General features: G+C 69.3%; 19 protein-coding genes. 11 read left to right on the forward strand and 8 right to left on the reverse strand.

Annotated elements, in window-relative coordinates:
- Positions 1 to 79: 79 nt before the first annotated feature.
- Positions 80 to 1,171 (reverse strand): glutamate--cysteine ligase, encoded by a 1,092-nt coding sequence (locus ACIRGA_RS30635; RefSeq protein WP_400947454.1) that lies wholly within the window; start codon positions 1,169 to 1,171, stop codon positions 80 to 82.
- 72 nt (positions 1,172 to 1,243) lie between these two features.
- On the opposite strand from ACIRGA_RS30635, the gene ACIRGA_RS30640 reads away from it, so the two are divergent.
- Complete coding sequence (locus tag ACIRGA_RS30640) at positions 1,244 to 1,624, forward strand: hypothetical protein (RefSeq protein WP_400947456.1); 381 nt, start codon at positions 1,244 to 1,246, stop codon at positions 1,622 to 1,624.
- 10 nt (positions 1,625 to 1,634) lie between these two features.
- Here the strand turns inward: ACIRGA_RS30640 and ACIRGA_RS30645 are convergent, their stop codons facing one another.
- Entirely contained in the window at positions 1,635 to 2,573 is a 939-nt protein-coding gene (locus ACIRGA_RS30645) for a universal stress protein (RefSeq protein WP_400947458.1), read from the reverse strand.
- A 96-nt stretch (positions 2,574 to 2,669) separates the two neighbouring features.
- Here ACIRGA_RS30645 and ACIRGA_RS30650 point away from each other — a divergent pair, with 96 nt between their 5' ends.
- Positions 2,670 to 3,068, forward strand: coding sequence for an STAS domain-containing protein (locus tag ACIRGA_RS30650; RefSeq protein WP_400947461.1), 399 nt, complete (start codon positions 2,670 to 2,672; stop codon positions 3,066 to 3,068).
- Positions 3,069 to 3,072: 4 nt separating this feature from the next.
- Here ACIRGA_RS30650 and ACIRGA_RS30655 read toward each other — a convergent pair whose 3' ends face one another.
- The 4 genes from ACIRGA_RS30655 to ACIRGA_RS30670 form a co-directional block, all read right to left on the reverse strand.
- Positions 3,073 to 4,323 carry a PucR family transcriptional regulator gene (locus ACIRGA_RS30655; RefSeq protein WP_400947463.1) on the reverse strand — a complete coding sequence of 417 codons (1,251 nt, stop codon included), beginning with the start codon at positions 4,321 to 4,323 and terminating at the stop codon, positions 3,073 to 3,075.
- A 22-nt stretch (positions 4,324 to 4,345) separates the two neighbouring features.
- Positions 4,346 to 4,747, reverse strand: coding sequence for an STAS domain-containing protein (locus ACIRGA_RS30660; RefSeq protein WP_400947466.1), 402 nt, complete (start codon positions 4,745 to 4,747; stop codon positions 4,346 to 4,348).
- A 150-nt stretch (positions 4,748 to 4,897) separates the two neighbouring features.
- The gene (locus ACIRGA_RS30665) at positions 4,898 to 7,075 is read right to left on the reverse strand and encodes an ATP-binding protein (RefSeq protein ID WP_400947469.1); all 2,178 of its coding nucleotides are present in this window, start codon (positions 7,073 to 7,075) and stop codon (positions 4,898 to 4,900) included.
- 181 nt (positions 7,076 to 7,256) lie between these two features.
- Positions 7,257 to 7,415: a hypothetical protein gene (locus ACIRGA_RS30670; RefSeq protein ID WP_400947471.1), complete on the reverse strand. Its 159-nt coding sequence runs from the start codon at positions 7,413 to 7,415 to the stop codon at positions 7,257 to 7,259.
- A gap of 262 nt (positions 7,416 to 7,677) precedes the next feature.
- Here ACIRGA_RS30670 and ACIRGA_RS30675 point away from each other — a divergent pair, with 262 nt between their 5' ends.
- Complete coding sequence (locus tag ACIRGA_RS30675) at positions 7,678 to 8,646, forward strand: hypothetical protein (protein ID WP_400947474.1); 969 nt, start codon at positions 7,678 to 7,680, stop codon at positions 8,644 to 8,646.
- Positions 8,647 to 8,707: 61 nt separating this feature from the next.
- On the opposite strand, the gene ACIRGA_RS30680 is transcribed toward ACIRGA_RS30675, so the two are convergent.
- Complete coding sequence (locus tag ACIRGA_RS30680; RefSeq protein ID WP_400947476.1) at positions 8,708 to 11,188, reverse strand: hypothetical protein; 2,481 nt, start codon at positions 11,186 to 11,188, stop codon at positions 8,708 to 8,710.
- Between the two features lie 252 nt (positions 11,189 to 11,440).
- On the opposite strand from ACIRGA_RS30680, the gene ACIRGA_RS30685 reads away from it, so the two are divergent.
- Positions 11,441 to 11,872: a hypothetical protein gene (locus ACIRGA_RS30685; protein WP_400947478.1), complete on the forward strand. Its 432-nt coding sequence runs from the start codon at positions 11,441 to 11,443 to the stop codon at positions 11,870 to 11,872.
- A gap of 4 nt (positions 11,873 to 11,876) precedes the next feature.
- The gene (gene shbA / locus ACIRGA_RS30690) at positions 11,877 to 12,530 is read left to right on the forward strand and encodes an RNA polymerase sigma factor ShbA (RefSeq protein WP_400947480.1); all 654 of its coding nucleotides are present in this window, start codon (positions 11,877 to 11,879) and stop codon (positions 12,528 to 12,530) included.
- A 102-nt stretch (positions 12,531 to 12,632) separates the two neighbouring features.
- Here the strand turns inward: shbA and ACIRGA_RS30695 are convergent, their stop codons facing one another.
- Positions 12,633 to 13,568, reverse strand: a complete 936-nt coding sequence (locus tag ACIRGA_RS30695; RefSeq protein WP_400947482.1) for an SEFIR domain-containing protein — start codon at positions 13,566 to 13,568, stop codon at positions 12,633 to 12,635.
- A 224-nt stretch (positions 13,569 to 13,792) separates the two neighbouring features.
- Here ACIRGA_RS30695 and ACIRGA_RS30700 point away from each other — a divergent pair, with 224 nt between their 5' ends.
- The 6 genes from ACIRGA_RS30700 to ACIRGA_RS30725 all read left to right on the forward strand — a co-directional run bounded on the left by ACIRGA_RS30700 (position 13,793) and on the right by ACIRGA_RS30725 (position 23,952).
- Positions 13,793 to 14,386, forward strand: a complete 594-nt coding sequence (locus tag ACIRGA_RS30700) for a TIR domain-containing protein (RefSeq protein WP_400947484.1) — start codon at positions 13,793 to 13,795, stop codon at positions 14,384 to 14,386.
- 3 nt (positions 14,387 to 14,389) lie between these two features.
- Positions 14,390 to 16,024 carry a KGGVGR-motif variant AAA ATPase gene (locus ACIRGA_RS30705; protein ID WP_400947486.1) on the forward strand — a complete coding sequence of 545 codons (1,635 nt, stop codon included), beginning with the start codon at positions 14,390 to 14,392 and terminating at the stop codon, positions 16,022 to 16,024.
- 21 nt (positions 16,025 to 16,045) lie between these two features.
- Complete coding sequence (locus ACIRGA_RS30710) at positions 16,046 to 16,672, forward strand: hypothetical protein (protein ID WP_400947488.1); 627 nt, start codon at positions 16,046 to 16,048, stop codon at positions 16,670 to 16,672.
- Positions 16,672 to 19,758, forward strand: a complete 3,087-nt coding sequence (locus ACIRGA_RS30715; protein WP_400947491.1) for an ATP-binding protein — start codon at positions 16,672 to 16,674, stop codon at positions 19,756 to 19,758. The genes ACIRGA_RS30710 and ACIRGA_RS30715 overlap by 1 nt, the downstream gene beginning before the upstream one ends.
- A gap of 52 nt (positions 19,759 to 19,810) precedes the next feature.
- Positions 19,811 to 23,209 (forward strand): hypothetical protein, encoded by a 3,399-nt coding sequence (locus ACIRGA_RS30720; RefSeq protein ID WP_400947494.1) that lies wholly within the window; start codon positions 19,811 to 19,813, stop codon positions 23,207 to 23,209.
- A 65-nt stretch (positions 23,210 to 23,274) separates the two neighbouring features.
- A complete protein-coding gene (locus ACIRGA_RS30725) occupies positions 23,275 to 23,952 on the forward strand; it encodes a DNA alkylation repair protein (protein WP_400947497.1) in 678 nt (225 codons plus the stop codon).
- Positions 23,953 to 24,370 lie beyond the last annotated feature (418 nt).

Genomic DNA, 24,370 nt, shown 5'->3' on the forward strand with positions numbered 1-24,370 from the left:
AACTCGCGCGAGGCCGGTTCCGGACCGTGTTACGGCTCCAATCACGCGAGTTGCGGCTCTAATCACGTGAGTTGCGGGTTCAATCACGCGAGTTCGGGGTTACCGCGAGGAGGTCCACGACGTCTTCCGGGCGTCGCCGCTTCTCGAACCGGGCCCGTTGGCGGTCGGCCCCGCCGCCCTCGGCGGTGAGCCGGGCACAGCCGTCGCGGACGAAATCGAGGTCGCCGGTCTCGGCGAGGGCGCCGGCGGCGAACGCGACGACGTCGCCGAGCACGTCGCTCGCCGGAGCGAGATCGCCGGTCCGGAAATGCGGGCAGCGACCCGAAAGGCCTTCCCGCGACGCGCGCCAGATCTGCGCCCGCAGGACCTCGTTGGACAGCTTCGAGGGGCGTTCCTCCGAGGCGAGGATCGTGCCGACCAGGCCGCGGATCAGTACCCCGAAGAGAACCGCCTCGCCGACGGTGGCCGCGACGTCGCCGAGCCGGAACTCGACCGTCGGCTGCTTCTCGGAAAGCCTTACGTCCCAATAGACCATCGCGCGATCGAGGATGGCGCCCGCGCGGAGCCAGGCATCGACGACGCTTTCGTAGTGGTCCAGCGAACCGAACAGCGGCGGCGAGCCGGCCGAGGGCCAGCGGTTCCACTGCTGGTAACGCCAGCTGGCGTATCCGGTGTCGTATCCGTCGCAGATCGCGGAATTGGCGGTCACGGTCAGCAACACGGGCAGGAAGGGCCGGACGTGGTCGATCACCCGGATCCCGGTCTCCCGGTCGGGGATGGCGATGTGGACGTGACAGCCGCAGGTGTGCGACGTCCGCGCGGTCGCCCCGAAATGTTCGGACATCCGCTCGTAGCGCGGTTTCGGGGTGATGGCGGGCAAAGTCGTTTCCGCGAGCGGCACGCTGCCGCTGGGCAGCAGGCGGCAACCCCGCCGTGCGGCGGCTTCGGCCAGATCCGCCCGCAGGGCCGTCAGCTGCCGCTCGGCTTCGTCGTGGGTCGTGCAGACGCCGGTGGCCGATTCGGCCTGGGAGCGCGTGAGCTCTTGCTGGAGTTCGCCTTGGTCTTCCTCCGCGGCGTCCACGACGGCGTCACCCGACGGGGAAAGGTGGCCGTCCCGGCCCACCACGAAGAACTCTTCCTCGACCCCGAAGGTGAGTACGTTGTCGTTCACAACCGGTGATACCCCCGGCGGTCTCGGGACAAACTTTGGTTTCGCGGGTCGCGGACGGGGTATTTCTCGGCAATGAGGACGAAGTCGGAGGAGCCGCCGTATCTGCTGGCCGCACAGGCCGGCTCAGTCGTGCGCCACCTGTACAGCAGGCTGCGGGCCGGTGAAGCGGCCTCGCCCGCCGACCTCTGCCGGACCATCGGGGCGTTGCAGCAGCTCGCCGACGACCTCACCGAGGTCCTGCCCGGCTTGCAGGCGCAGCTCGAAGAAGACCTGCTGGACGGCAAGGTGAGGGTGAGCGACCCGGTGGGTGGGGTCTGGGACCAGGCGGGTCAGGCCTGGGACAAGGTCGCCGACGTCGGTTACGCGCTTGCCCAGGCCCGCACGGGCGGCCTCCTGCTGGCCGCGGAACTGCGCGTTTCGCTGCGCACGCTCGGAGAACTCACCTCTTCCTGAGACGCCGTGCTCAGCCGACCGGCTGAGCACGGACCACCGCCACCGGGCAATGCGCGTGGTGCAGCGCGTCGTCGCTGACCGAGCCCAGCAGGAGACGCCGGAGATCGCCGTGATCACTCCGGCCCAGCACCAGCAGCGCGGCCTCGCTGGATTGCACGGTCAAGGCCTGCGCGGCGGGCCCCACCCCGTGCACCGTTTCCACGGCGACCTCCGGATAGCGCTCCCGCCACGGCTCGAGCTGCCGGGCGACGAGTTCGTCGGCGACCTCCTGGGGGATGCCGGGTGCCGGGTCCAGCACCGGCCCGCCGAGCAACGGCTCGCTCGCGGGACCCCAGAGCGGCATCCGCGCGACGTGGACCGCGTGCACGGTGAGCCCGTGACGAGCGGCGAAGTCGAACGCGAAGCCCGCCGCCTGAGCGCTCTGTTCCGAGCCGTCGGTACCGAGGATCACCGGCCCGCCCGGGGGCGGCTCCTCCCCGCGCACCACCACGACGGGACGTCCGGCGGTCTTGGTCACGCCCGACTCCGTCGAGCCGAGGATGGTCCTGGTGAACAACCCGGTATGGGATTCGCCCAGCACGATCATCGTCGCGTCCGTCTCGTCGGCGACCGAGGTCAGGACCTGTTCCGGAACGCCGCCGCGGACGACCGTGCGGACGTCGAGGTCCGGGTCGGAGCGTTTCAGCGCTTCGGCCATGGAGGCGAGCTGCCGCCGGGCGGGTTCGACCTCCGCGGCTTCGTCGGCGGCTTGAGGCACCGCTTCGTTCAGCGGTGTCGCGACCGGGTCCGCTCCGGGTGGGGGAAGCCGGTCGCGGGTGCAGTACGCGAGGACCAGGCCGAGGCCGCGGGTCTTCGCCTCGGCGACCGCCCAGCGGACGGCGCGGCGGGCTTCGGGCGACCCGTCGAAACCGGTCACCACCGGCCCGCGGCCGGTCTGTTCAGCGGACATGGGACATCACCTCCGACGCGCTGGTGATACCCGCTTTCCGCGGTCTTCAAGCGGATGGGCGGTTTCGCCCGACCGGATGCCTGGGTACTTCCACATATGACTTCCCTGTCGACGCCCCGCGCGCTTGACGAGAAGCGCGCCTTCTCCGTGTCCTCCGAGAAGCGGGCACTCGGAGAACCACGGGGACGTCTGCGGCTGCACGTGAGCAGGCCGACCAAGGGGACCACCGTCGTCAAGATGAACGGAGAGGTCGACCTCGGGACCGCGCCACGCCTGTGGGAGATGCTCGACCAGCGGCTCCACGGCAGCGGCACCACGGTGATCGTGAACCTGTCCGAGCTCGATTTCTTCGGGGTCACGGGAATCCGGGCCCTCGAACGCGCGCAGCTGCTCGCCGACGAGACGGGAACCGACTTGTTCATCTTCGCGGGGGAGTGCCGGTCCGCCCGCAGGCTGCTCGGCCTCTGCGAAGGCGGATGCCTCAAGGTGCTGTGACGCGTCACAAGGCCTTGGGCCGGGTGGCGGCGCGAGCCGCGAGGGCCGCGCTCAGCAGGGCGATGTGTTCGAGCCGGGTGGGATCCAGGCCGGTGAGATCGGCGATCCGGCGCAGCCGGTAGTCGACCGTGTTGGGGTGGACGTGCAACGCCGCGGCGGTCTGACGGCGTCCTCCGCGGTCGAGGAAGGTCTCCAGCGTCTGCAGGAGTTCCTCGTTGCCGTCCAGCGGTGTCAGCCGGGTGGCCAGCCGGTCGAGTGCCGGGCCCGGGCGCGAAAGCTGGTATTCGAGCAGGACGTCGTCGAGCCGGTACAGCCCGGGCGGCCGCCCGGATCCGGCGGCGACCGCGAGCACGTCCTGCGCGAGCCTCGCCGCGGCGGGCACACCGGACGGCTCGGCCGCGGCGGTCCCGGCGATGACCTCCGCGCCCGCCGTACGGGCCACGTCGGCGAGCACCCGTTCCAGCCGCACCCAGTCGCGTGTGGACAGTTCGCCGGCCGGGGTTTCGTGCGGTAGCAAGGCGAGCCCGCCGTCAGGCGTGAGCGAAGTCAGGACGGTGCCCCGGATCTGGCGTTCCAGCTCGACCCGCAACCGCCGCAGCTTCCGGCGTCCGGCGACCAGCGGGTCGACCCCGTCGACCTCCTCGTCCGGATGGGCCCCGACCGACGCCGCGAGGACGATGTAGCACGGCGGAAGACGCAGGCCCGCCTGTCCCGCCGCGACTTCCGCGGGTTCGCCGTCGAGCAGCGCGGAGAGCACCGTGTGCCGCGCCGAACGCTCGTCGTCGAACATCGTCCGGCGTTCGTCGAGATAGCCGGCGCCGACCGCGGGCGTGACCACCTCCAGGTAACGCAGGGTCAGCGCGTTGACGGCCAGGACGTCGGCGACCTCGTCCGGGCGGGCGTCCGGCGTCAGCGACGCCCAGACCACCTGGACCCCGATGTGGTACGCGGTGAGCACGATGTCGATCGGGATGCCCTCCTCCGCGCGCCGGGCCGCCGATTCGCGGAGGAAGTCGAGCTCCTCCCTCGTCGGCGTGGCCCCGGTGCGCAGAGTGTCGATGAACGACCGCAGATTCTGCTCGATGACGTGCGTGATGTCGCCGCTGAGCTCCTCGGCGGGAAGAAGGCCGTACTCCGGGACCCGGAGGACGATCTCGGCGAGCACCGTCTTCGCGAGCGACGGCAGGACTTCGGTCAGCCGTTCCGCCAGTGGGCGCCCGCCGATACGGAAGCCTGGATCCTTGTCACCCGTCACAACCGCCCATCATGACAGCTGGTCAGCGCGTGAGCACGTCCCGTGCCGAATCGAGGGTCGGGTGCACGTTGAAGACGGCGTCGAGGCCGAGCAGCGACATCGGGCGCAGCAGGGCCCGCTCCTGGGTGACCAGGATGAACGGGACGCCGGCTTCTTCGGCCTTCGCACGGATCTGCACCAAAACGGTGAAGCCGGACGAATCACAGAAGGTGACCGCGGACAGGTCGGCGATCAGCGCGGACGGCTCGAACCGAAGCTCGTCGTCCAGCGCCCGACGCAGGTCGTCGGAGACGCCGAGATCGATTTCGCCGGATACGGTGACCACCGTGTCGGTGGCCGAAGCCGTGATCGCTATGTCGAGAGGCGAAACGAATCTCCGGGTCGGCCGGAGCGAATCGGGAGCGGGAGCGCGGTAGTCGGTCAAGTTGACTCCTTGCCGGTACGGGGGACCGGCAGCTGCCCGAGGACATGCCGGACCCGGGGAAGGGACCCGGCGGCTGGTGTCTGAACCGCGACAAGCCCAACCGTAGCAGCCTCGCGACCGGATACGCCGGATGAGCGGTGGCCCGCTCGCTCACGCCATCCGCACCCGGGCCTCGCCGACCATGACCTGATCGAGGCCGGGGTGGAGCTCGTCGGCTCGATCCCACAGGTCAGTGGCCATGTCGGGGGAGCCTTCGGCGGCCGCGACATTGCCGAGGCCGGTGTAGGCGCGCGCGGTTTCGTACTGGCTCCCGCAGGCCTCCGCGCGCTCCGCGGCGGCACGATAGGCCGAGGCGGCCAGATCATGGCGCTTCGCGTGGTACCAGGCCCAGCCCAGGCAATTGAGCGCCATGGCGGCGTCGAGATCCAGCCCCAGTTCGTCGAAGACGGCCAACGTCCCGGTGGCGATCGTGGCGGCTTCGGTGGACCGCCCCAGCGCGGTCAGCACCAGTGCGATCCCTCGGTCGGTGATCGCGGCGTTGCGGCGATTGCCGTCACGGACGTAGGACGCGCGCGCCTGCCGGAGATCCCGCAAGGCGTCGTCGTGGTTGCCCCGGTAGTGCTCGGCCCAGCCGTTGTGCGCGAGCGTCGTGGTCTCCCCGTGCCCGTCGCCGATCCGCCGGAACAGCGCGAGCGCTTCGCCGTAGCACGCCGAAGCTTCGTCCAGGTCGCCGCGATCGACGTGCGCGACCCCGAGGTTGGCGGTGGTGGTGGCCAGCGCCCAGGTGTCCCCGATCGCTTCGGCCGACGAACGCGCCCACCGATGGGTTTCCAGCCAGGGGTCCCAGAGCTTGGCGACGAAGAAGAAGTCGCGCAGGAAGAAGGCGAGCTGCCAGCATCTCTCGTGCTCGCCGCGGTCACGCGCGGTCCGGCACAGGGTCACCAGGCCGGGCCATTCGGCGCGGAACCAGGACATCGCCATCTCGCTGTCGTCCAGCCTCGCCGGTTCCGGGACGCCCGGGCCGAAGGCGATCTCCGGGAAGTAGCGGTGCGGGGTGAGTTCCCGGTCGGCCCGTGCGGCGGTCCGGACCGCGAAATCGGTCAGCCTGCTGAATGCTTTCATGCCGTCCTCCGCGTCGGTGAGCACGAATTCGGTGGCGAACGCGCGCAACAGGTCGTGGAATCCGTATCGGTCGGGTTCCGGTTGGGTGAGCAGATGGGCTTCGTGCAAACGGTCCAGCAGCCGATCGGCCTCCCGGAACGAAAGCGCGCTCAGCGCGCTCGCGGTGAGGACGTCGACGTCGGTTCCCGGGTGGACGGTGAGCAACCCGAAAAGTCTCGACTCGGCGGTGCTCAGCTGCTGAACCGACAGCCGGAACGCGGCGGCGAGCGAACGTTCGCCGTCGTCCAGTTCGCCGAGGCGGGCCGTTTCGTCCTCCAGGCGCCGGTCGAGTTCCGCGACGTCCCACGCGGTATGCGCGCGAAGCCGCGCGGCGGCGATCCGGATCGCGAGGGGGAGCCGTGCGCAGCGCCGGACCACGCGGGTGACAGCGGGCCCGTCGGGAACGCCGGTGACCGTGGTGAAAAGGTCCACCGCCGCGTCGAGCGGGAGCATGTCCAAGGAGACGTGCGCGGCGTCGTCGAGCGCGCTCAGCCGGGACCTGGAGGTGACCAGGACACGGCATTTCGGCTCGGCGGGGAGCAACGGCCGCACCTGCGCCGCGCTCGTCGCATTGTCGAGTACGAGAAGCAGACTTCGGCCGCGAAGCCGGGACCGGTACAGCGCCGCGCGGTCGGCCGGTCCGGCCGGGATACGGTCGGCCGGGACGCCGAGCACGCGCAACAACCTGTCGTGCACGGCGGCGGGGTCACCGGATTCGTCCCGCAGATCGATGAACAGGCAGCCGTCGGCGAAACCGGATTCCAGCCGGTGTGCGCAGCGCACGGCGAGTTCCGTCTTGCCGACACCGCCCATGCCGGACACGACGCAGACACCGCCGTCGGTTTCGAGCGCCGTGCGGATCGCCCGCAGTTCGGCCGTCCGGCCGGTGAAGGACGAGGTCGCCGGTGGCAGACCGGACGGCCGGACGTCCGGCCGTGTCCTGCGCCGGACGGGTTCGGCGGGCAGCAGCGGTTTCAGCTGTCCTTCCGCGCCGAGTTCCGTTTCGCACAACTCGGCGAGTGCCGGGTTCGGCGCGGAAATACCGGTCTCGACTTTGCTGAGGTAACCCTTGCTGTAGTGAGTGCGAGCGGCTAGTTCGGTAAGCGAAAGGCCTGCCGCTTTGCGACGGCGTCGCAACTCCGCTCCGAAGGTGGCTCTCTCGTTCATCGGCACCCATCCTCGTCGGAGGATCAGTATGGCCGTGTGGACGATGTTCCGGCTGCGGGTCCCCCCCGCCGGCCCCACCCGGGGACCCGGCCGGCCGACGTGTGCACATTCCATGCCTTGTCCTCAGCCGAACACGAAGCCGAGCAGGGCCAGGATCAGGCCGATGGTGTGGGTCTGCATGTCAGTCCACCTCCTTTCCGTGGGTGGCGACCCCGGGAGAGACCGGGTTCGCGGGCGCGGTTCCCTGTGCGCCGCCGAGCGCCACCCCGATGACGAGCGCGACCACCCATAGCCAGAAAGCCAGCCGTAAGAGCAGCGAAAACGAGCACTCGACCTTCATTCCGACTCCTTCGACGTGCGCATCAGGGCAGCACTCGACAACGCGGGAAACCGCTGGTTGGGGGTGTTATCGCCGCGAATTGGGGCGGCTCACCAAGAATGCGTCGACGCTCCGGGAGCGACAAGGAGTTTCCTGTTTCCCGTATGAGCGGGAAAGGAAAACCCAAAATAACGATCGGCGTCGCACGGCCGCGATCGGCTGGACACGGGCCCCCTGGCTGGCGACTATTGACGACCGTGCTTGAACCACTAGGGGAGGACTGGTGACCGTCAGCGCTGCGGACCTGGCCGGCGAATTGAAGCTGCTTCGGCGAGGCAGGGGAATCGCGGCACCTCAGCTCGCCGAACGGGCGGGCCCCGCGTTGCGCGCGGTCTGCGGTATCTCCGAGAGCGAGGGGAACGCGGCGATCCGGCGAACGCTGGGCGAAGGACTGTCCGGATGGGCGCGGTCGCTGCCCGAAGATCTGTGCACCGCCGTGCTGGCCGCGCTCGGGCTGCACCCGGACGCGGGGCATCCCTTCTATCAGGATCGGGTGCGCTGGCTCGCCAAGCATCTGCAACGTGACGACCGGACCGCCCGCCGCCGGATCGACGACGGCATCGCCCGGCTCGCCGAGGTCGCCGTCGCGTCCACAAGCGAATCCGACGAGGTCGAAGCGACTCAGCCCAGCAGAAGGTGGCACACGGAGGAACTGCGTGTGGCGGTGGCGCTCGACCAGCCGGTGCCGGAGGTCCTCGAATCCCGCCGGATCGTCGCCGACGCCGACGACATCGCCGAACTGGACCTCGCCCTCACCCTGACCGACTCCGTCTACCGGGGCGAGGCCATCGGCAGCGAGGATCTCCGCGTCGACGTGTTCCACGGTGGACGGCTGACCGGGCGGGTGATGGAGTCCACCGATCGCGTGGGGCTGGCGTTGCGGTTGCCCCAACCGCTGAAACGGTTGAGCAAACACGAAATCGCGTTGCGGTTCCGGGCGGAGTTCAGGCATCCGCATTTCGTCTGCGTCCCGCGGCATCCGGTCGATCTGTTCGATCTGCACGTCCGGTTCGCCTTGCCGATCCCGGCGGAAGTCGTGCTGCTGGAGCGGGTCTTCCAGGACGACGCGAGCGACGAGGCGGCGCGCGGATTCTCCTTGACGCCGGACGCCTCGGGCGAGATCCACGTCCAGTTCCGGCACCTGACACCGGGTTTCGCCTACGGGGTGCGCTGGAGGCCATCGGAGCCCTGACGTCGTGTCGTCCGTCCGATCACGCGTGTCGTCCGCCGGATCACGCGTGGCGTCCGGTCGGTCACGACCACGCGGCGATCGCCTTGCCCCTCAACACCCGTTTCGCCGCGATCGCCTTCTCGGACAGTTCGGTCGCATCGCCGAGCGTCGCGACGATGTCGTTCGCGGCGCCGTCGACCAGTTCGATGGCACGCCGGTACCGGCCGGGCCCGCTGAAGGCCAGCGCGAGGCCGAGGTCGAGCCGGGTCTCGAGGGTCTCCGGATGGGTCGAGCCCAGCAGCCGGATCTGGGGCTGGAGGATTTCCTCGAGGAGTTCGGCCTGGCGGCCGAAATCGCGCAGCTGTCCGTACGCCAGGGCGATTCCGTGCCCGATCCGGTACCGCAAGCGGTGTTCGCCGCCGATGACGCGGAGCACGGTCCGCTCGGTCGCGCTCAGCGCGCGCAGGGCCTGCTCCGGCCGCCCCATCAGCAGGAGCGCGCGGCCTGCCATGGCCGCGGCGGTCAAGGTCAGCGGGCTTTCCGGGCCGCGACGTCGTCCGTAGCCGCTTTCGAGTTCGCGCAGTACAGCGGCGGCGCAGTCCGGATGAACGTCTCGGAGGTCGAGGGTGACCGTCGACTCCGCCCACAGCAATTCGGCTTCGGTGCACTGGAAGTGCCGCGCCCTGCCGGTGGCGTGGAACGCCGCGATCACCTCCGCCGCGACATCGCGTGCCCGCCGTGGACGGTCGTCGAGCAGCAGCGCGCGGGCGTATTCGAGCAGAGCCGACGGCAGGAGATCTCCGTGCGGCGAGCCGTGAAGCTCCGGCAGGATCGCGTCGAGCGAGGTGATGGCCTCCTTGGCACGGCCCCGGAGGCGCAGGGCCTGCGCACTCGCCACGACCGCGGGAAACCGGGCTTCACCTTGGCAGGGGAGCTCGTGCCAGAACGTCCGGTCACCGGCGTCGTAGTCGCCCTGACAGTCGAATGCCTGTGCGCCGATCAACCTGGCTGCGCACCGCTCGTCGTCGTCCGCCGCGGACCGCACCGCGTCGCGGGCGTGCCCCACGGCCTCCGGGTACAGCCCGCAGGCGATCTCCACCCGTGCGGCCGTCGCGAAGTCCGTGCTCGTGGCGCCTTCGGTGGACAAGATCATGGCGTGGATCTCACCGGCGGCGAAGAAGTCCCTGTGCCTTTCATGTGCGGCCGCGACCGCGCGCAGGAGCCGGAGCCGGTGCGCCGCGGACGTGCGCTCGGCGAGGATGCGGGCATGCTGGAGGAGGAAGTCCCGGTATGCGGCGCGGTCGTCGGAAAGCAGCCGTAGCAAGGACTTCGCCGCGGAGTCGGGCAGGTCACCGGGATCGAGCCGGGCGCCGGCCACTTCCGCGACGAGTGGTTGCAGTCGTAGCCCTCCGTCCACAAGGGAGGCGAGACCTCGTTCCTCCAGCTCGCCGACGGCTTCCGCGAAACCGTCTCCGTCTCCGAGAACGTCACGGGCGATGCCGAGCGGAAAGGGGGCAGGCGCCAGCAGCCCGCCCAGCCGGACGATCCCGGTGGCGACCGGACCACAGCCGTCGAGCAGGCCACGGATCGCCGGCGGTGCCGTGTCCGGACAGGAGGCGGCAGGCACGGTGCCCTGGCTTAGCGCGGCCAAAGCGTTGGCACGCAGCGTGATCGGGTGCCCGCCGCAGTGCTCGACGAGACGGAGCACCGCCTCTTGTTCGGCGTCATCGGCGGGCGCGCGGTATTCGCTGAACAGCCTGAGTCCTTCCGCCGGCGACAACCCGGCGAGGTCCAGCACCACGACGTCCCACGGAGAATTCCCCGCCCGGCCGACGAGCACCGTGGACACCGCGGAAGTGGGGAGAAGCAGGCGCTCGAGGACGTCCGACGGGAGCCCCGCCGGTACGTCGTCGATGAGGACGAGAACGCGCAGTCCGCCCGCGCCGATCCGCTCGGCGACGTGGTCGCGCAGCCGGTCGAAGTCCATGCCCGCCAGGTCGGCGCCCAGCCGATCCCCGGCCGCGCGGGCCAGAGCGAGGTGGAACTGGGACAGGACGTCTTCGGGCGCGTGCTGCCCGAACGGGCCGAGCCGCAGGACACCGCCGTCGAAGATGCCCTGGGAGAGGCGGGCGTACTGTTCGACCAGCGCGGTCTTGCCCACACCCGGCAGGCCCCGCACCATCAGGACCGGATGGGCGTGCAGGCCATGATGGATCGCGCGGAGTTCGCGATACCTCCCGACCAGCCGGGCCGGGCGGGCGACGGCCACCTTGCGCAAGACCAGTTCGACCAGGTTCCGCGGATCGGCCGCGTATTCGCCGTCCCCCTCCGGATCGATGACCAGGACCCGGCCGGCACGCGAGCGATGGACCAGCACGAGAGGGGAATTCGCGAGCGCGTCGGCGACTTCGCGCGTGATCGGGGCGGTGTCCCGGAGAACACGGAGCCCAGCGTCGCGTAGAGCCGTTTCCACCTCGTCCATCGGCGCCGTGCCGTCCGGATCGTCGGGGGTGAAACACAGGAGGACATCGAAACGATCCGTGCTGTGAGCGGACTTGGTCATCTGTGCTCTCCCCGTGATCGTGGCGGTTCGACAGCGCAGGGATCGATCCCGGTGACGGTTTCGCTACCCGGCGATCGCGCCGTGGCGAAAGCTGTCCTTGATCTGCCCGCTTTTCGGTGAATTCCGCCGGAAAGCGGAAAGGACAGGTGTTCCGGCAACGGACAAAACGAGGACAAGAAACCGCGGCTCGCAACGCCATCCCCGCTTTCCCCGATTACCGGGCATTCGGACCGCGAACGCCCGGGAGAGAGCATGGGAATCGCCAGTGGAACCACGAGCGAGGGAAACGGCGCGACCGGCGCCCTGATCCTCGTCGTGATCGCCGTTCTGTACCTGGGCTATGTCGCCTTCAAGAGACACGGATTCCGGCCGCGCCGCGTGGAAACCACGCTGAGCGGGCAGCAGCTGCGGCAGGTCTTCAAGAAGAAGATCGCCCGGAAGGGCTGGTCCGTCGCGGACGACGGCAACCCGATGATCGCCCGATCCCCGGAGTTCGACGGTGCCCGGCAGGGGATCTCCCTCAAGATCTCCGAGGCGGACGGACGCACCGTCGGTGAACTGGCCGCGATCCTCCACAAGAAGACCTTCGGCGACACGGCGAAGGCGTACAGCCTCCGATGGCGGATGAACGCCTTTGTCGCGCAAGTCCGGCGGCTCGATTCGACCGCGAAAGTGATGGGCTGATCCGATGCCGACCATCGACACGCGCCCGACCGGCGGCGAAGTCCAGGGATACCGCGCTTTGGGCACTCTTCCGCGCCCGGCGGGCCGTCTGACCAAAGAGATGCTCGATCCGCTCGTCATGGCGGCGAAGACCGGCGACGAGGACGCCGTCGAGAGGCTGCTCGCCGTCGTGAAGCCGATGCTGGTGCGCTATTGCCGCGCGCGGATGGGCGGCCGCGATCTCTCCTATCTTTCGGCCGACGACGTCGCGCAAGAGGTGTGCCTCGCGGTCTTCAAAATGCTGCCGGTGTACGAAGATCGCGGCGGATCGTTCCTCTACCTCGTCCGGGCGATCGCGGCCAACAAGGTCGCGGACGCCTTCCGCGTGGTGTCCCGCGACCGATCCGACCCCGTGCCCGAGCTGCCGGAGGCCGGATCGGTCCGCAACGAGCCGGAAAGCCACGTGCTCGGCGTCGACCTCGGCGCGCGGCTGGGCAGGCTCGTCGCCCGGCTCCCGAAGCTGCAGCGAGAGGTGCTCACCCTGCGGATCGTCGTCGGGCTGACCGCCACCGAGACCGCGGCCGCGCTCGGGCTGACGCCGGGGAACGTGCGGGTCAAACAGCATCGGGGGCTGGTGAAGCTCCGCGAACTGGTGCGGGAGGAGGACGACTTCTCTTGAGGGGCTCGGGATGCGGCAGTGTCGCGAAAGCCACTTTCGCGACGTCTGACGTCCCGAAAGTGGCTTTCGCGACATGGGAGCCGGGCAAGCCGTCCTCACCGGCTACTCCAGCACGGGGTCGCCCCACGCCAGTTCCGGGAGCCATTTGCTCTCCGTCGTACCCGGACGGTGGAATTCCAGCCGGAGCTTCAGCACGCCGGCGACCCCGATGTCGATCTTCGCCGGTTTTCCCAGCGCCACCTTGACTTCGGGTGACGGCCTTCCGTCGAGGAGGACGCGGAAGTGCCCGACCTGGAACGGTTCGGCCGCGTCGTCGAGGACTCCGGCCACCGCGGTCAGCCTTCGGTAAGCCATCCCGAGGTCCACTTCCACGAAGGCGAGCCGCTCTGCGGCCCGTAAAACGATGCTGTCCGCGTAGTGCACGTCGTTGATCCGCGCGCCTTCGGTCCGGATACCGTCGCTGCACGCCCGCCATTCCAGACCGGTCGCCAGCGAGGTCCTGCCGGGGCCGGGCGCGCCCGCCGTGCCGCCGAGCCACCGGCCGCGTTCGGGGCGCTGGTGCCGGGCCCGGCCGGTGATCGCGGCCAGGAGATCCTCAACGCCGTCCTCGGTGAACACGTCGACCGGATATCTCGTGGTGGAGTGCGGGTTGAGGAAGTTCGGGATGTCGTCGACGGACTGCTGGGGGAACACGACCGGAAGGATCCGTTTGACCTCGCCGCCGAGATCCCTGGTCAGGCGGTCGCGGATCCGTGCCGCCTCGAACTGAGAGCCCCGGCCTTCGTCGAACGCCGCGTTTCCCTCGGCACGGCGTTTGTACTCCGGTGAGGCGATGACGACCACGAAATTCGCCGTGTCGAGGTGCTTCAACGCCCACAAAGACCAGTCGCGACGTTCGCCGTCGTCCCATTGATCAAGGTGCACTTCGAGACCGATCCTGCCGTGCAGGAAATCCGCGAAGCGGCGGACCCGCTCCTTGTGCTCCGGTGAATCATGTGCGTAAGTGACGAACACATGCGGCGCCTCGTTGTCGGCCATCGAAACTCCTGTCGGGTGAAGGGTGCCCTGCCGTCCGGGTGGTCGCATTCTCGACGATCGAACGTGCACGGGACACCCATTGTCGCCCGCTTGTCATCTTTCTGTCTTTCGCGGGCTCCTGCGCGACGCCGTGTCCAGTTTTTGTCGTGTTTTTGTACCTATTTCGAAAGCGTCGTCGACCCCTACGATCGGGGCTGTCAAACGGATCGGGGTGCGAAGGGGCGATGGCGCTGGTGTACGAGTACCACCTGTTCATCAGCTATCGCCGAGGTGGAGGCGACGCCCCCGACTGGGTGCGGAATCACTTCCATCCTCGGCTGCAGAGACTTCTGGACGACAATGTCGACTATGACGTCAAGATATTTCTCGAGGACGGCATTCCCGTCGGGGGAAGGTGGCCGCAAGAGATCCGCGACGCGTTGCAGCGCGCTCGGATCCTGATCCCCGTGTGCTCCCCGAAGTACTTTCGCGACGAGTGGTGCCTCGCCGAATGGCACACGATGGCGAAACGAGAGGAAATCGTCGCGCGGGACGGCGCGGCGAAGGCGGGCCGGTTGATCTATCCGGTGATCTTCAGTGATTCGGAAAACTTTCCCGACTGGGCCCACGAACGCCGAATGCACAGTTTCCGGAACTGGAACAAGCCGCATCCGCAGTATCAGAACACTCCCGAGTACCTCGACTTCGACCGTGAGATGGAGCGGATGGTGGAGGAACTGGTGGAGATCATCGCGCAGGCACCGCCGTGGTGTCCCGGATGGCCGGTCGAAACCCCGGCGCCCGAACCGCCGAGGCCGTCGAAGCTGCCGAGGTTCTGACCCATGCCGGGAACCGTGGTCACCTTCTACTCCTACAAGGGCGGCGTCGGTCGGAGCTTCACCTTGGCCAATATCGCCGTTCTCCTGGCACGCTGGGGATACCGGGTGTTGTGTTTGGACTGGGACCTCGAAGCGCCCGGTCTGGACACCTACTTCCGGCCCATGATGAGCGAGCCCCCGTCGGGCGGCGTCGTGGACCTGATCGACGACTTCCGCGACGGCAGGCTCCGCCCCGGCGCGCATACGACCCGGCTGACCGGGAAGGTGAAGCTCGACGTCATCACCGCGGGCCGCGCGGACGACGCCTACGTCCGGCGAGTGCAGGACCTCGACTGGGAAGCCCTCTACGAACAGGGTTTCGGCGACTACCTCGAACAGTGCCGGGAGCAGTGGACCGCCGGCTACGACTACGTCCTCATCGACAGCCGCACGGGGATCTCCGACATCGGGGGCATCTGCACCGCGCATCTTCCGGACCGGCTCGTCGTCCTGTTCACGGCGAACGTGCAGAGTATGAAGGGCGCCGTCGACATCGCCGAGCGCGCCAACGCCGCTCGCGACCGCATGCCCTACGACCGTCCACAGCTCACCGTCCTCCCGGTGCTGTCGAGATTCGACGCCCGCGAGGAGTACGCGCGCTCGGAGGAGTGGCGGCGCATCTGTCTCGAAGAGACCAAGGACCTGTTCCGCAGCTGGCTCGACCGCGACGTCTCGCCCGACGTGATGTCGCGTCATCTGACGCTGCCGTACGTCTCCTTCTGGACCTTCGGCGAGCAGCTCCCGGTGATGACGGAACTCAGCCCGGGCGTCGATCAGATCAGTTTCGCGCTGGAAACGGTCGCGGCGGTCGTCGCGCACGACTTCGACCGGACGGACCTGCTCGCCGAGAACCGGGACGCCTACGTCGCCGCGATCCGCGCGGAGAAGCGCACCTTCGCCCACGACGTCCGGGTCAGCACGACGAGACCCACGAAGCAGCTCGCCGACGACCTCATGAAGTACCTGGTGGAACTCGGTATCCGGCCGGTGCTGTCGTTGTCCGGGGAACGGTCGATGCTCGAAAAGACCGAGGACGACGCGAAACACCTGTGCCTGATCGTCGACCGGGAGGTGAGCCGGTGGCAGTCGGCCGAGGTCGAACTGTTCCTGCACCGGACCCTCGGCCAGGATCGGCGCGTCGTCCCGGTGCTCACCAAGGACACCGACCCGCACGCGTTGCCGGGTTACGTCGGCAACCTGCGGCATCTCCGGTTCGGCCCGTCGCGCGGGCCGGTGGAGATCGCCCGGAACCTGGTGGACCAGCTCGCCGGGACGACGGCACTCGTCGAACCGGGTGACCTCGACGTCGCCGGGGTGCTCCGGCAGGCCGAGCGGGCCCGGCTGCGGCCGCTCATCTGGGGACTGGTGGACGAGATCGTCGCCGAACTGCAGGTCGCGATCGGCGCGGGGGCCCGGGAACGGGTGCAGGACCTCGCCGAGGAGCTCATGTCGGTCACGCGGGTCCGAGCGACCGACGCGGCACCGGGCCATCGCGTGCTCGCCCCGCCGGAGACCCGGTCGGCGATCGAATGGGCCGTGCGCACCTCGGAAGCCAGGTTGACGCGCCATGGATTCAGCGGATTTCTCGATCAGCGCTAATCAGGTACGGAAGGATCACGGATGACGGATCGATTGGGACAGAAGCAGACCGCGGCGATGCTGGCGCTGATGGTGGTCGCCCGCGAGGTGTCGAACCCGGAGCTGCGGGAGATCGTCGGCTTCGCCCTCGACGGTAAGGAACGCCGTCAGCTCAACGGCCTCGATCTGGTCGCCAGCGAACAGCGCGGCCGTCCCTTCTACCACGAGCTGACCGAGCGCGGCTGGGCCTGGTGCGAGGAGGAATTGAGCCAGGAAGAGGCGCCGCTGCCCCGGAGCAGCCTGGGCAGTGCCCTGTACGTCGTGCTCGGCGGCCTTGGCAGACATCTCAAGCGCGAGAAGCTCCGGCTCGCCGACCTCTTCATGCCCGACGTCGACCTGACGATCGAAGAGATCGAGTCCCGGATCCGGATCGCCTATCGCAAGCTCTCCCGTTCGCCGCGTGACTGGGTCGCGCTGGTGGAGCTGCGGCCGATGCTCGGCGAAGCGTCCACTGTGGACGTCGACGCGGTCTTGAAGGAACTCAGCCGCTCGGGACAGGCGCATCTGGTGCCGGAATCGAATCGCAAGGCGCTCACCGCCGCCGATCACGCGGCGGCGATCCGCATCGGCGGTGAGGACAACCATCTGATCTCGATCGAGGCGCCGTGATGGACGAGCTGACCGCGCTCGCGGCCCTGCGGTTCGACTGGGCCGACACCCCCGATCACGTGTGGCGTGATTCGCCGTATCACGTCGACGGCCTGCACACCGGCGTGCTGAAGCAGGTCAGCGCGGGGATCAAGGTGGCCGTCGCCAGCGACGGCCCGAGCCCGATCGGGCTGGTCCTCCAAGGGAAGAAGGGCGTCGGCAAGACCCACCTGCTCGGTCTCGTCCGGAGACAGGCCCACGATGCCCGCGGCTACTTCTTCCTCAACGACCTCACGGCGGGCGACGCGTTCTGGGAGAACACCGCCGAGGCGATGCGCCGGGGACTTTCGCGGCTCGACGGCTCCGGCGTCCCTCAGCTCACCAGCTTCCTCCGGCGCGTGTGCCTTCGCGCGAGCATCGACGCGAACGTCACCAAGAAGATCCTGGACGGGCGTGGCCTGTCGAGGGCCGACGTCGACACGTTCGTCGACGGCCTGCGCGCTCTGGATCGCGACGTCGCCAGGGAATGCGCCGACACGGCACGGGCGCTGGTGCTCTACGCGAGCGAAGACCCGAGCAAGAACTACGTCGGGGACGACTACCTCGGCGTGTTCGCGGAGTCGAAATCCGGCGACCGCCGCAAATGGGGGATCCGATCGGATCCGAAATCCGCGAAGACCCAGGTCAGGAACATCACGCGGCTGCTCGCGCTCACCGGCCCGATCGTGATCGCCGTCGATCAGCTCGACACCCTGGTGGCCCGCTCCGCGGTGGCTCTCCAGCAAGTGCGGAACAGTGACGAACAGGACCTGCTCGTCGCCCAGATCGCGGACGGGCTGATGGGCCTGCGGGAAGTGACCAGAAGGACCATGACGGTCCTCGCGTGCCTCCCCGGCACGTGGGAGCTGCTCAAGGCGAAGGCCACCGACACCGTCCCGGATCGCTTCCGTGAAGCCCTGATCCTCGGCCGGGTCACCGATGCCGAAGTCGGCAGGGCGTTGGTCGAGAAACGGCTCGGAGTCGCGTACGAGGCGATGAAGTTCGCCCCTCCTTACCCCACTTGGCCGGTGTCGCCTTCGGCCTTCGACGGGGAATGGGACGAGATGTCGCCGCGAGACGTCCTGAAACGGATCGGCGCGCATATCGACGCTTGCGTCCGGGCCGGCCGGATCATCGAGCTGACGACGTTCGACGAAGGCGGCGTGCGGTCGGCCGGGCCGCCGCGTCCGGCGATGGCCGCCGATCGGTTCGCGGAACTGGACAAGCGGTTCGAGGAACATCGCTCGGAGGCCGAACCGTCGGCACTGCTGGATCCGAAGGTCGAGGACAAGGTGATGCCCCGGCTGCTGTCCGCCGCGATCCGGGGCTGGATCACCGAGGTCGGTGACGACAACCTGGAATGGGTCTACGGGGCGAAGAGCGACCGCAACGAGCTGCACGCCTGGCTCACCCGCACGGTGGACGAGGCGTCCGACCTCGAAGAGCACTGGGCGTTCCGGGCGATCGCGGCGTCACATCCGATCGCCGCGCTGCACCGGTTCCGCAAGGCCCGGTCGGCGGCCGGCGTGCGGAAGGGCGCGGAGAACCGGCATCTGGTGCTGCTGCGCAACCCGGCGTGGTCGGGCGGGGTGAAGACCCAGGCGGAACTCAAGGAATTCTTGAAGGAGGGCGGCAAATCCCGGGGAATGTCCGATGCGGACATCCGCACGTTCTGGGCACTGGACAAGATGTTCGCCGAGGGAAGCCGCGAACTCCACGAGTGGCTCGTCGACCGGCGGCCCGCCGGCCGGTCGGAACTCCTGGCGGAAGTCCTGCCGGAGCCCCAGCCCCGTGCGGTGTCCAGTGAAATGCACGCGTCGTCGGCGTCGCCGGTCGATGGCGAGATCACCCTGGGCACCGCGGGCAGCGGGAAGCCGGTCCGGATCGAACTGACGGCGTTGCGCAAGCACGCCGCGGTGTTCGCGGGTTCGGGTTCCGGGAAAACGGTGCTGCTGCGGCGGATCGTGGAGGAGTGCGCGCTGCAGGGCGTGTCCGCGATCGTGCTGGATCCGAACAACGACCTCGCCCGCCTCGGCGACGCTTGGCCGGAGCCGCCCGAGGCATGGGGAGCGGACGACGCCGAGCTCGCCAAGCGCTACCTGGCCGAGACCGACGTCGTCGTGTGGACGCCGGGGCGGGCGGGTGGCAGGCCGCTCGCGTTCCAGCCGTTGCCCGATTTCGCCGGTGTGCTCGACGACGAGGACGAGTTCAACGCGGCCGTCGAGGTCGCGGTGGCGACCCTCGCACCGCAGGTGAAACTGACCGGCAGCACGGGAAAGGCCACCGTCGGGCTCGCGGTGCTGCGGCAGGCAGTCGTGCACCACGCCCGGACCGGATCACGCAGCCTGCCCGCGCTCATCGAGGTGCTCGAAGACCTGCCCGACGGGGTGAGCACGTTGAACGACGGGAGAAAGCTGGCGGCCGAGCTGGCCGAGCTGCTGAAGGCCTCCATGGTCAACGACCCGCTCCTGGCGGGCGGCGGCGAGCCCGTCGACCCGGCGCTCCTGCTCGCTCCCGGGGAAGGCAAGCGGGCAAGGGTTTCGGTGATCAGCTTCATCGGGCTGCCCTCGGAGAAACAACGGCAGAACTTCGTCAACCAGCTCCAGATGGAACTCTTCGCCTGGGCCAAGCGGAATCCGGCCGGCGACCGGCCGCTCGGCGCGCTCTTCGTCATGGACGAGGCACAGATGCTCGCCGCGTCGGGGACGCTCACGGCGAGCACGCGCAGCACCATCGTGCTCGCTTCGCAGGCCCGGAAGTACGGCCTGGGCCTGCTGTTCGCGACGCAGGCGCCGAAGGGCCTGCACAACCAGGTCGTCGGCAACGCGATGACGCAGTTCTTCGGCAGGCTCAACAGCCCGGCCCAGATCGCCGCCGCGAACGAACTCGCCAGGGCCAAGGGCAGCCCCGTCGACGACATCTCGCGGCTGGAACGCGCCCAGTTCTACGTGTCGGGCGAGGCGTTCGGCTTCCAGCGGGTGACCACCCCGCTGTGCCTCACCCACCATCCGGCCAGCCCGCTCAGCGTCGAGGAGGTGCTCGACCGCGCCCGCGGCGAAGCCGACTGAACCACCGCCCGTACGTCTCGTCAACTGTGCTCGCTGGAAAGGATTTCGCACCATGGCAGGAATCTTCATCACCGTCCGGGCCGGCGACGGTCAGGACCGGCTCCGTGGTCTCGACCGGAGTCTTGGTCACGTGTTCGGAAAGGACCGGATCGTCCGGTCCGGCGGCGCCGCGTCCGTCCTGGTGGTGCCGATCGGCACCGAGGAGCTCGACGAATCGGTCCAGGCTGAGGTCGCCGAGGCACTCCGGCTCGGGAAGCGGATCGTCCCGGTCCTCGTCGACGACGCCGTCATGCCCGGCGAAAGCGAACTGCCGTCCGAAATCGCCGGCCTTTCCCGCCTGCGGTACCGGCGGCTCGGCAGACACACGGCGGAACAGGACATCGCGGGCCTGATCACCGAACTGACCCGCGTCGCCCCGGAGCTGGGCATCGGTGTCGTCCAAGGCCTCGAAGACCTGGCGGAATGGCTCGAGTTCTGGCGGGACGAGACGCGTCCCGTCCTGCCCGAGGCCCTCCCGGTACTCGGCCGGGCCCGCGAAGTGGACCGGTTGTGCGACTGGCTGGACGCCTCGCCATCGGTCCTTCCCGTGTACGCGGGCAGCCGTACCGAGGCCGCGGCGTTCGTCGCGACCGCGTTGGCGGCCCAGCGTCCGGGGCTCCGGGCGGTCCGGGTGTCCAGCCGGGAGGCTTGGCGTCACTGCCGCGACCTGGCCGGTCCTTTCGTCGCCGTGGTGGACGGCGTCGAGGTGGGGGAGGTGGACACCGTCGGCGGCCACGTCGTCGTGGTGCGGCGCACGCCGGACCGCACCGGTGCCGATCTCCTGGTGCTGCCTGGAATCCCTCGCGTCGAGGCGGCCGAAGCGTTCGCCGCGGCCGGTGTCCCGCCCGCCGACGCGACCGCCTACGCGGACCTCGCCCGGCGGAGCCTCGGCGGACTGCGCCGCAGGCTGGCCGTCACGGGTGATCTCCCGAAGTGGGTGAACCCGCTGGAGCGCGATCTCGCCGCGCCGCTCCTGCTGATCGGCCGCTGGTCGGCGGGATCGCGGCACGATCTGGACGAGATCGCCGCGATCGCCGGCCGGGAGATCGACGAGCTCACCCGTTTCTCCGCCAGGTCCGAGACCGGCGACGATCCTCTGCTCGCCCGCTCGGGCGACGTCGTGCGGCTGGCGGATCCGCACGACGCGTGGGCGCTTCTGCACGGCAGGCTGAGCGCGCAGGATCTGCGGCGCTGGCACGAGGAAGCCGTCAAGGTGCTCACCGAGCGGGAGCCAGGGCGGAAGTGGTCGGCGGACCTGAGGCACGGGCTGGCCCGGAGCGCGGCGCTTCTGGCCGCCGAGGGGGAGACGACGCTTTCCGGCGGCGTCGCGTGCGCCGACCATGCCGCGCGGCTCGTCCGCGAGGTGCTCGCGCGGGCCAACGACGACGGGGACGGGATGCTCTGGCGGTCGCTCGCCGATGTGCTGCCCTTGCTCGCCGAAGCCGCTCCTCACGAGTTCCTCGCCGCCGTCGATCACGCGCTGACCAGCGACCCGTCGCCGCTGAGCGGCACTTCCGACGGCCTGATCGCGGCGTTGGAAACGGTCGGCTGGTCCGACGACGCGTTGCCGATGGTGGTCTCCCTGCTGGCCGAGCTGACGCGGCCGGGGCGGGAGGCGGGCGACCAGCCGCTCGAATCCCTGATCACCCTCGTGCAGCCGTGGTACCCGTATCTCGACCTGCCCGGCGGGCAGCGGACGGAGCTGGTCAAGGCGATCGGCCGTCGCTCGCCCGAAGCCGGCTGGCGGCTGGCACTCGCGCTGCTGCGCGGTCCGCGAGGACACCTCCTCGCGAGTCCGAGGCGGCCCCGGGTCCGTCTGGAATGGACGGTCCCGGCGGCGCCGGTGGCCGTCGCCGACGGACCGGAATTCGAGGACGAGCTGGTCGCCGCGGCGTTGTCGGCGCTGGCGGAACGGCCGCATCGATGGTGCGAGTTCTTCGAGCGGCTGCCCGAGCTGACCGCCGCCCAGTGGGACCGCGTCGTGGAAGCCTTCACGAGGCTGGACACCGAACGGCTCTCGGCGGACGAACGTCTTCGGCTGTGGAGCCTCCTCACCGGGTTGACCGCCGAGCACCGTCATCACGCCGGAGCCGGCTGGACGCTGCCGGAGGATCTGCTGCAGTGGCTGGAATCCTGTGCCGAACTGATCGAGCCCGCGGTCAATCCGGGGCGGCACGGCCTGTTGTTCGGCCGGAATCCGTACCTGGACGGCGGCGAATCCCTCGAACCCGAAGCGCGTGAAGCCGAGATCGAGCGCCTTCGCCGTGACGCCGTCAGCGGTGTCCTGCGCGAACACGGCGCCGCCGGGCTGAGCGCCCTCGCCGCCGAGAGTGCCCTGCCCCGGCTGGTCGGTGTGGTCGCGGCCCAGGTGGCCGCGGACGACCTCCAGGAAGACGCGCTCGCCGAACTGGGGCGCGAGGACTGGGCGGCGGGCTGGGCCGGTGAGATGGCGCGGTCACAGGACGAAGAATGGCGTCAGGAGATCGCGATCCAGCTCAAGGAGCAGGACAGGCTGGTCGATTTCCTTCTCGCCGTTCCCGTGGAGCACGCGCTGGCGCTTTTCGAGTCCGCCGACGAAGCGGTTCTCGAGGGCTACTGGACGCACGTCGGTCCGTCGCCGCTTCCCGAAGGACAGGAATCGTTCTTCGTCACGCAACTCGCGCGGCGTCGGCCATGGGCCGCGGTCAAGGCGCTCGCGGCGGGTGTGCGCGCCGCGGCCTCCCTGCCCGCGTCCCTGATCGAGGAAGTGCTGCTCCAGGCGTCCGCCGACGGGGTCGAGGCCCCCGACCGCAAGGCCGTCGCGAACGTGGGCCCGCTGCTCGACCACCTGGTCGAGACCGGCGGTTCGGACGTCGCGGTCGCCCGGTTGGAGCTGCGGTTCCACGCGGCGCTCAAACACCACCGGAAACCGCGGAGCCTGCAGCGGATCCTCGCCGAGAACCCCGGCGGGTTCGTCGATCTCTGCACCCGGATCCAGCCCGCGGACGACGGCGCCGGAAACGTGGAACCGGTCACCGCGTGGCTGACGATCTTCGAGACGCGCACCATGCCGGGCACCACCGGCTCCGGTCTCGACGGTGCCGCGCTCAAGGCCTGGGTCTCACGCGCCCGCACGGAGTTCGCCGGACGTGGGCGGGCCGAGTTCGGCGACCGGGCGATCGGCACCCTGCTGGCGAGCGGTTCCCCGCTTCCCGACGGCGGATGGCCGCCGGAGCCGGTCCGGGACGTCCTGGACGTCGCCGACGGCGGGTACCTCCGCGAAGGCTTCGCCGCCGGACTGACCGTCCAGGACGGAGACTCGGAGGACCTCGTGCAGCGTCATCGTGGCTGGGCCCGGCGGATCAACGTCGGCTGGCCGCGCGTCGCCGCGCTCCTGCGTGAGCACGCCGACGACCTGGCACGACGCGGCTAGCGGTCGAAGCTCCCGGGTGGAGGGGCCGAGCTCCTCCACCCGGGAGCGCCTCGTAGGCTGGACAGGTGACCGGGACGACGACGGCCGAGGTGCTGGCCGAACTGGCCGAGCTCGAGGATCCGCGCGCACGCCAGGTGAACGAGAAGCACGGCGACGACCACGGGGTGAACCTCGGCAAGCTGCGCGCGATCGCGAAGCGGCTGAAAACCCAGCAGGAACTCGCACTGGAGCTCTGGGAAACGGGCGACACCGCGGCGAAACTGCTCGCACTCCTCATCTGCCGCCCGAAGGCGTTCGGACGCGACGACCTGGACCGCATGGTGCGCGAGGCCCGCACCCCGAAGGTGCACGACTGGCTCGTGAACTACGTGGTCAAGAAGAATCCGCACGCCGAAGAGCTGCGCGTGGCGTGGTCCGCCGACCCGGACCCCGTGGTCGCGAGCGCCGGCTGGGCGCTGACCACCGAACGCGTGGCGAAGAAGCCCGAGGGCCTCGACCTCGCCGGCCTGCTCGACGTCATCGAGGCGGAGCTGAAGACCGCGCCGGATCGGCTGCAGTGGGCGATGAACCACTGCCTGGCGCAGATCGGCATCGACCACGCGGAGCACCGTGCCCGGGCGATCGGCATCGGGGAGCGGCTGGAAGTGCTCAAGGACTACCCGACGCCGCCGAACTGCACGTCACCGTACGCGCCCGTGTGGATCGCCGAGATGGTGCGACGGCAGGATGCCGCGCGTTCGTGAGCGGCGATTCGGGTTATCGACGGAGTGAGCTGGCTTCCCGAGGAGAACTCGGCGCGGTCTCGACTGTCCACAAGGGACACTTGTTGAGTCGAAATGCCTGTTTTGTGGCCTTCTCGCGCGGGTCGTGAGTGATAAAGAGGGTTATTGAGGGGTAAGTCAAATATGGCGTGCCGCGCACCCTTTGTAGCCCGGGTCCGCGCCGACCGACGAGGGCTGATCGGGCTGCGAGTGTCCACATGGGACACTTTTCGAGCTACAAGTGACCGATTTGGGAACTTTGCGCATCTTCGCACCGGGGCCGTGAGTGGCAAGTGGGGTTCTAGCCCCATGTCTGAGTTCAGGACATGTCGGACAGTTGATGTTTCAGGACCTCACGGACACTGACCGGCCTGTCGGCGTGGTGACCAGGGCTTGTGTG

The organism is Amycolatopsis sp. NPDC102389, assembly GCF_044765885.1.
Lineage (GTDB): Bacteria > Actinomycetota > Actinomycetes > Mycobacteriales > Pseudonocardiaceae > Amycolatopsis.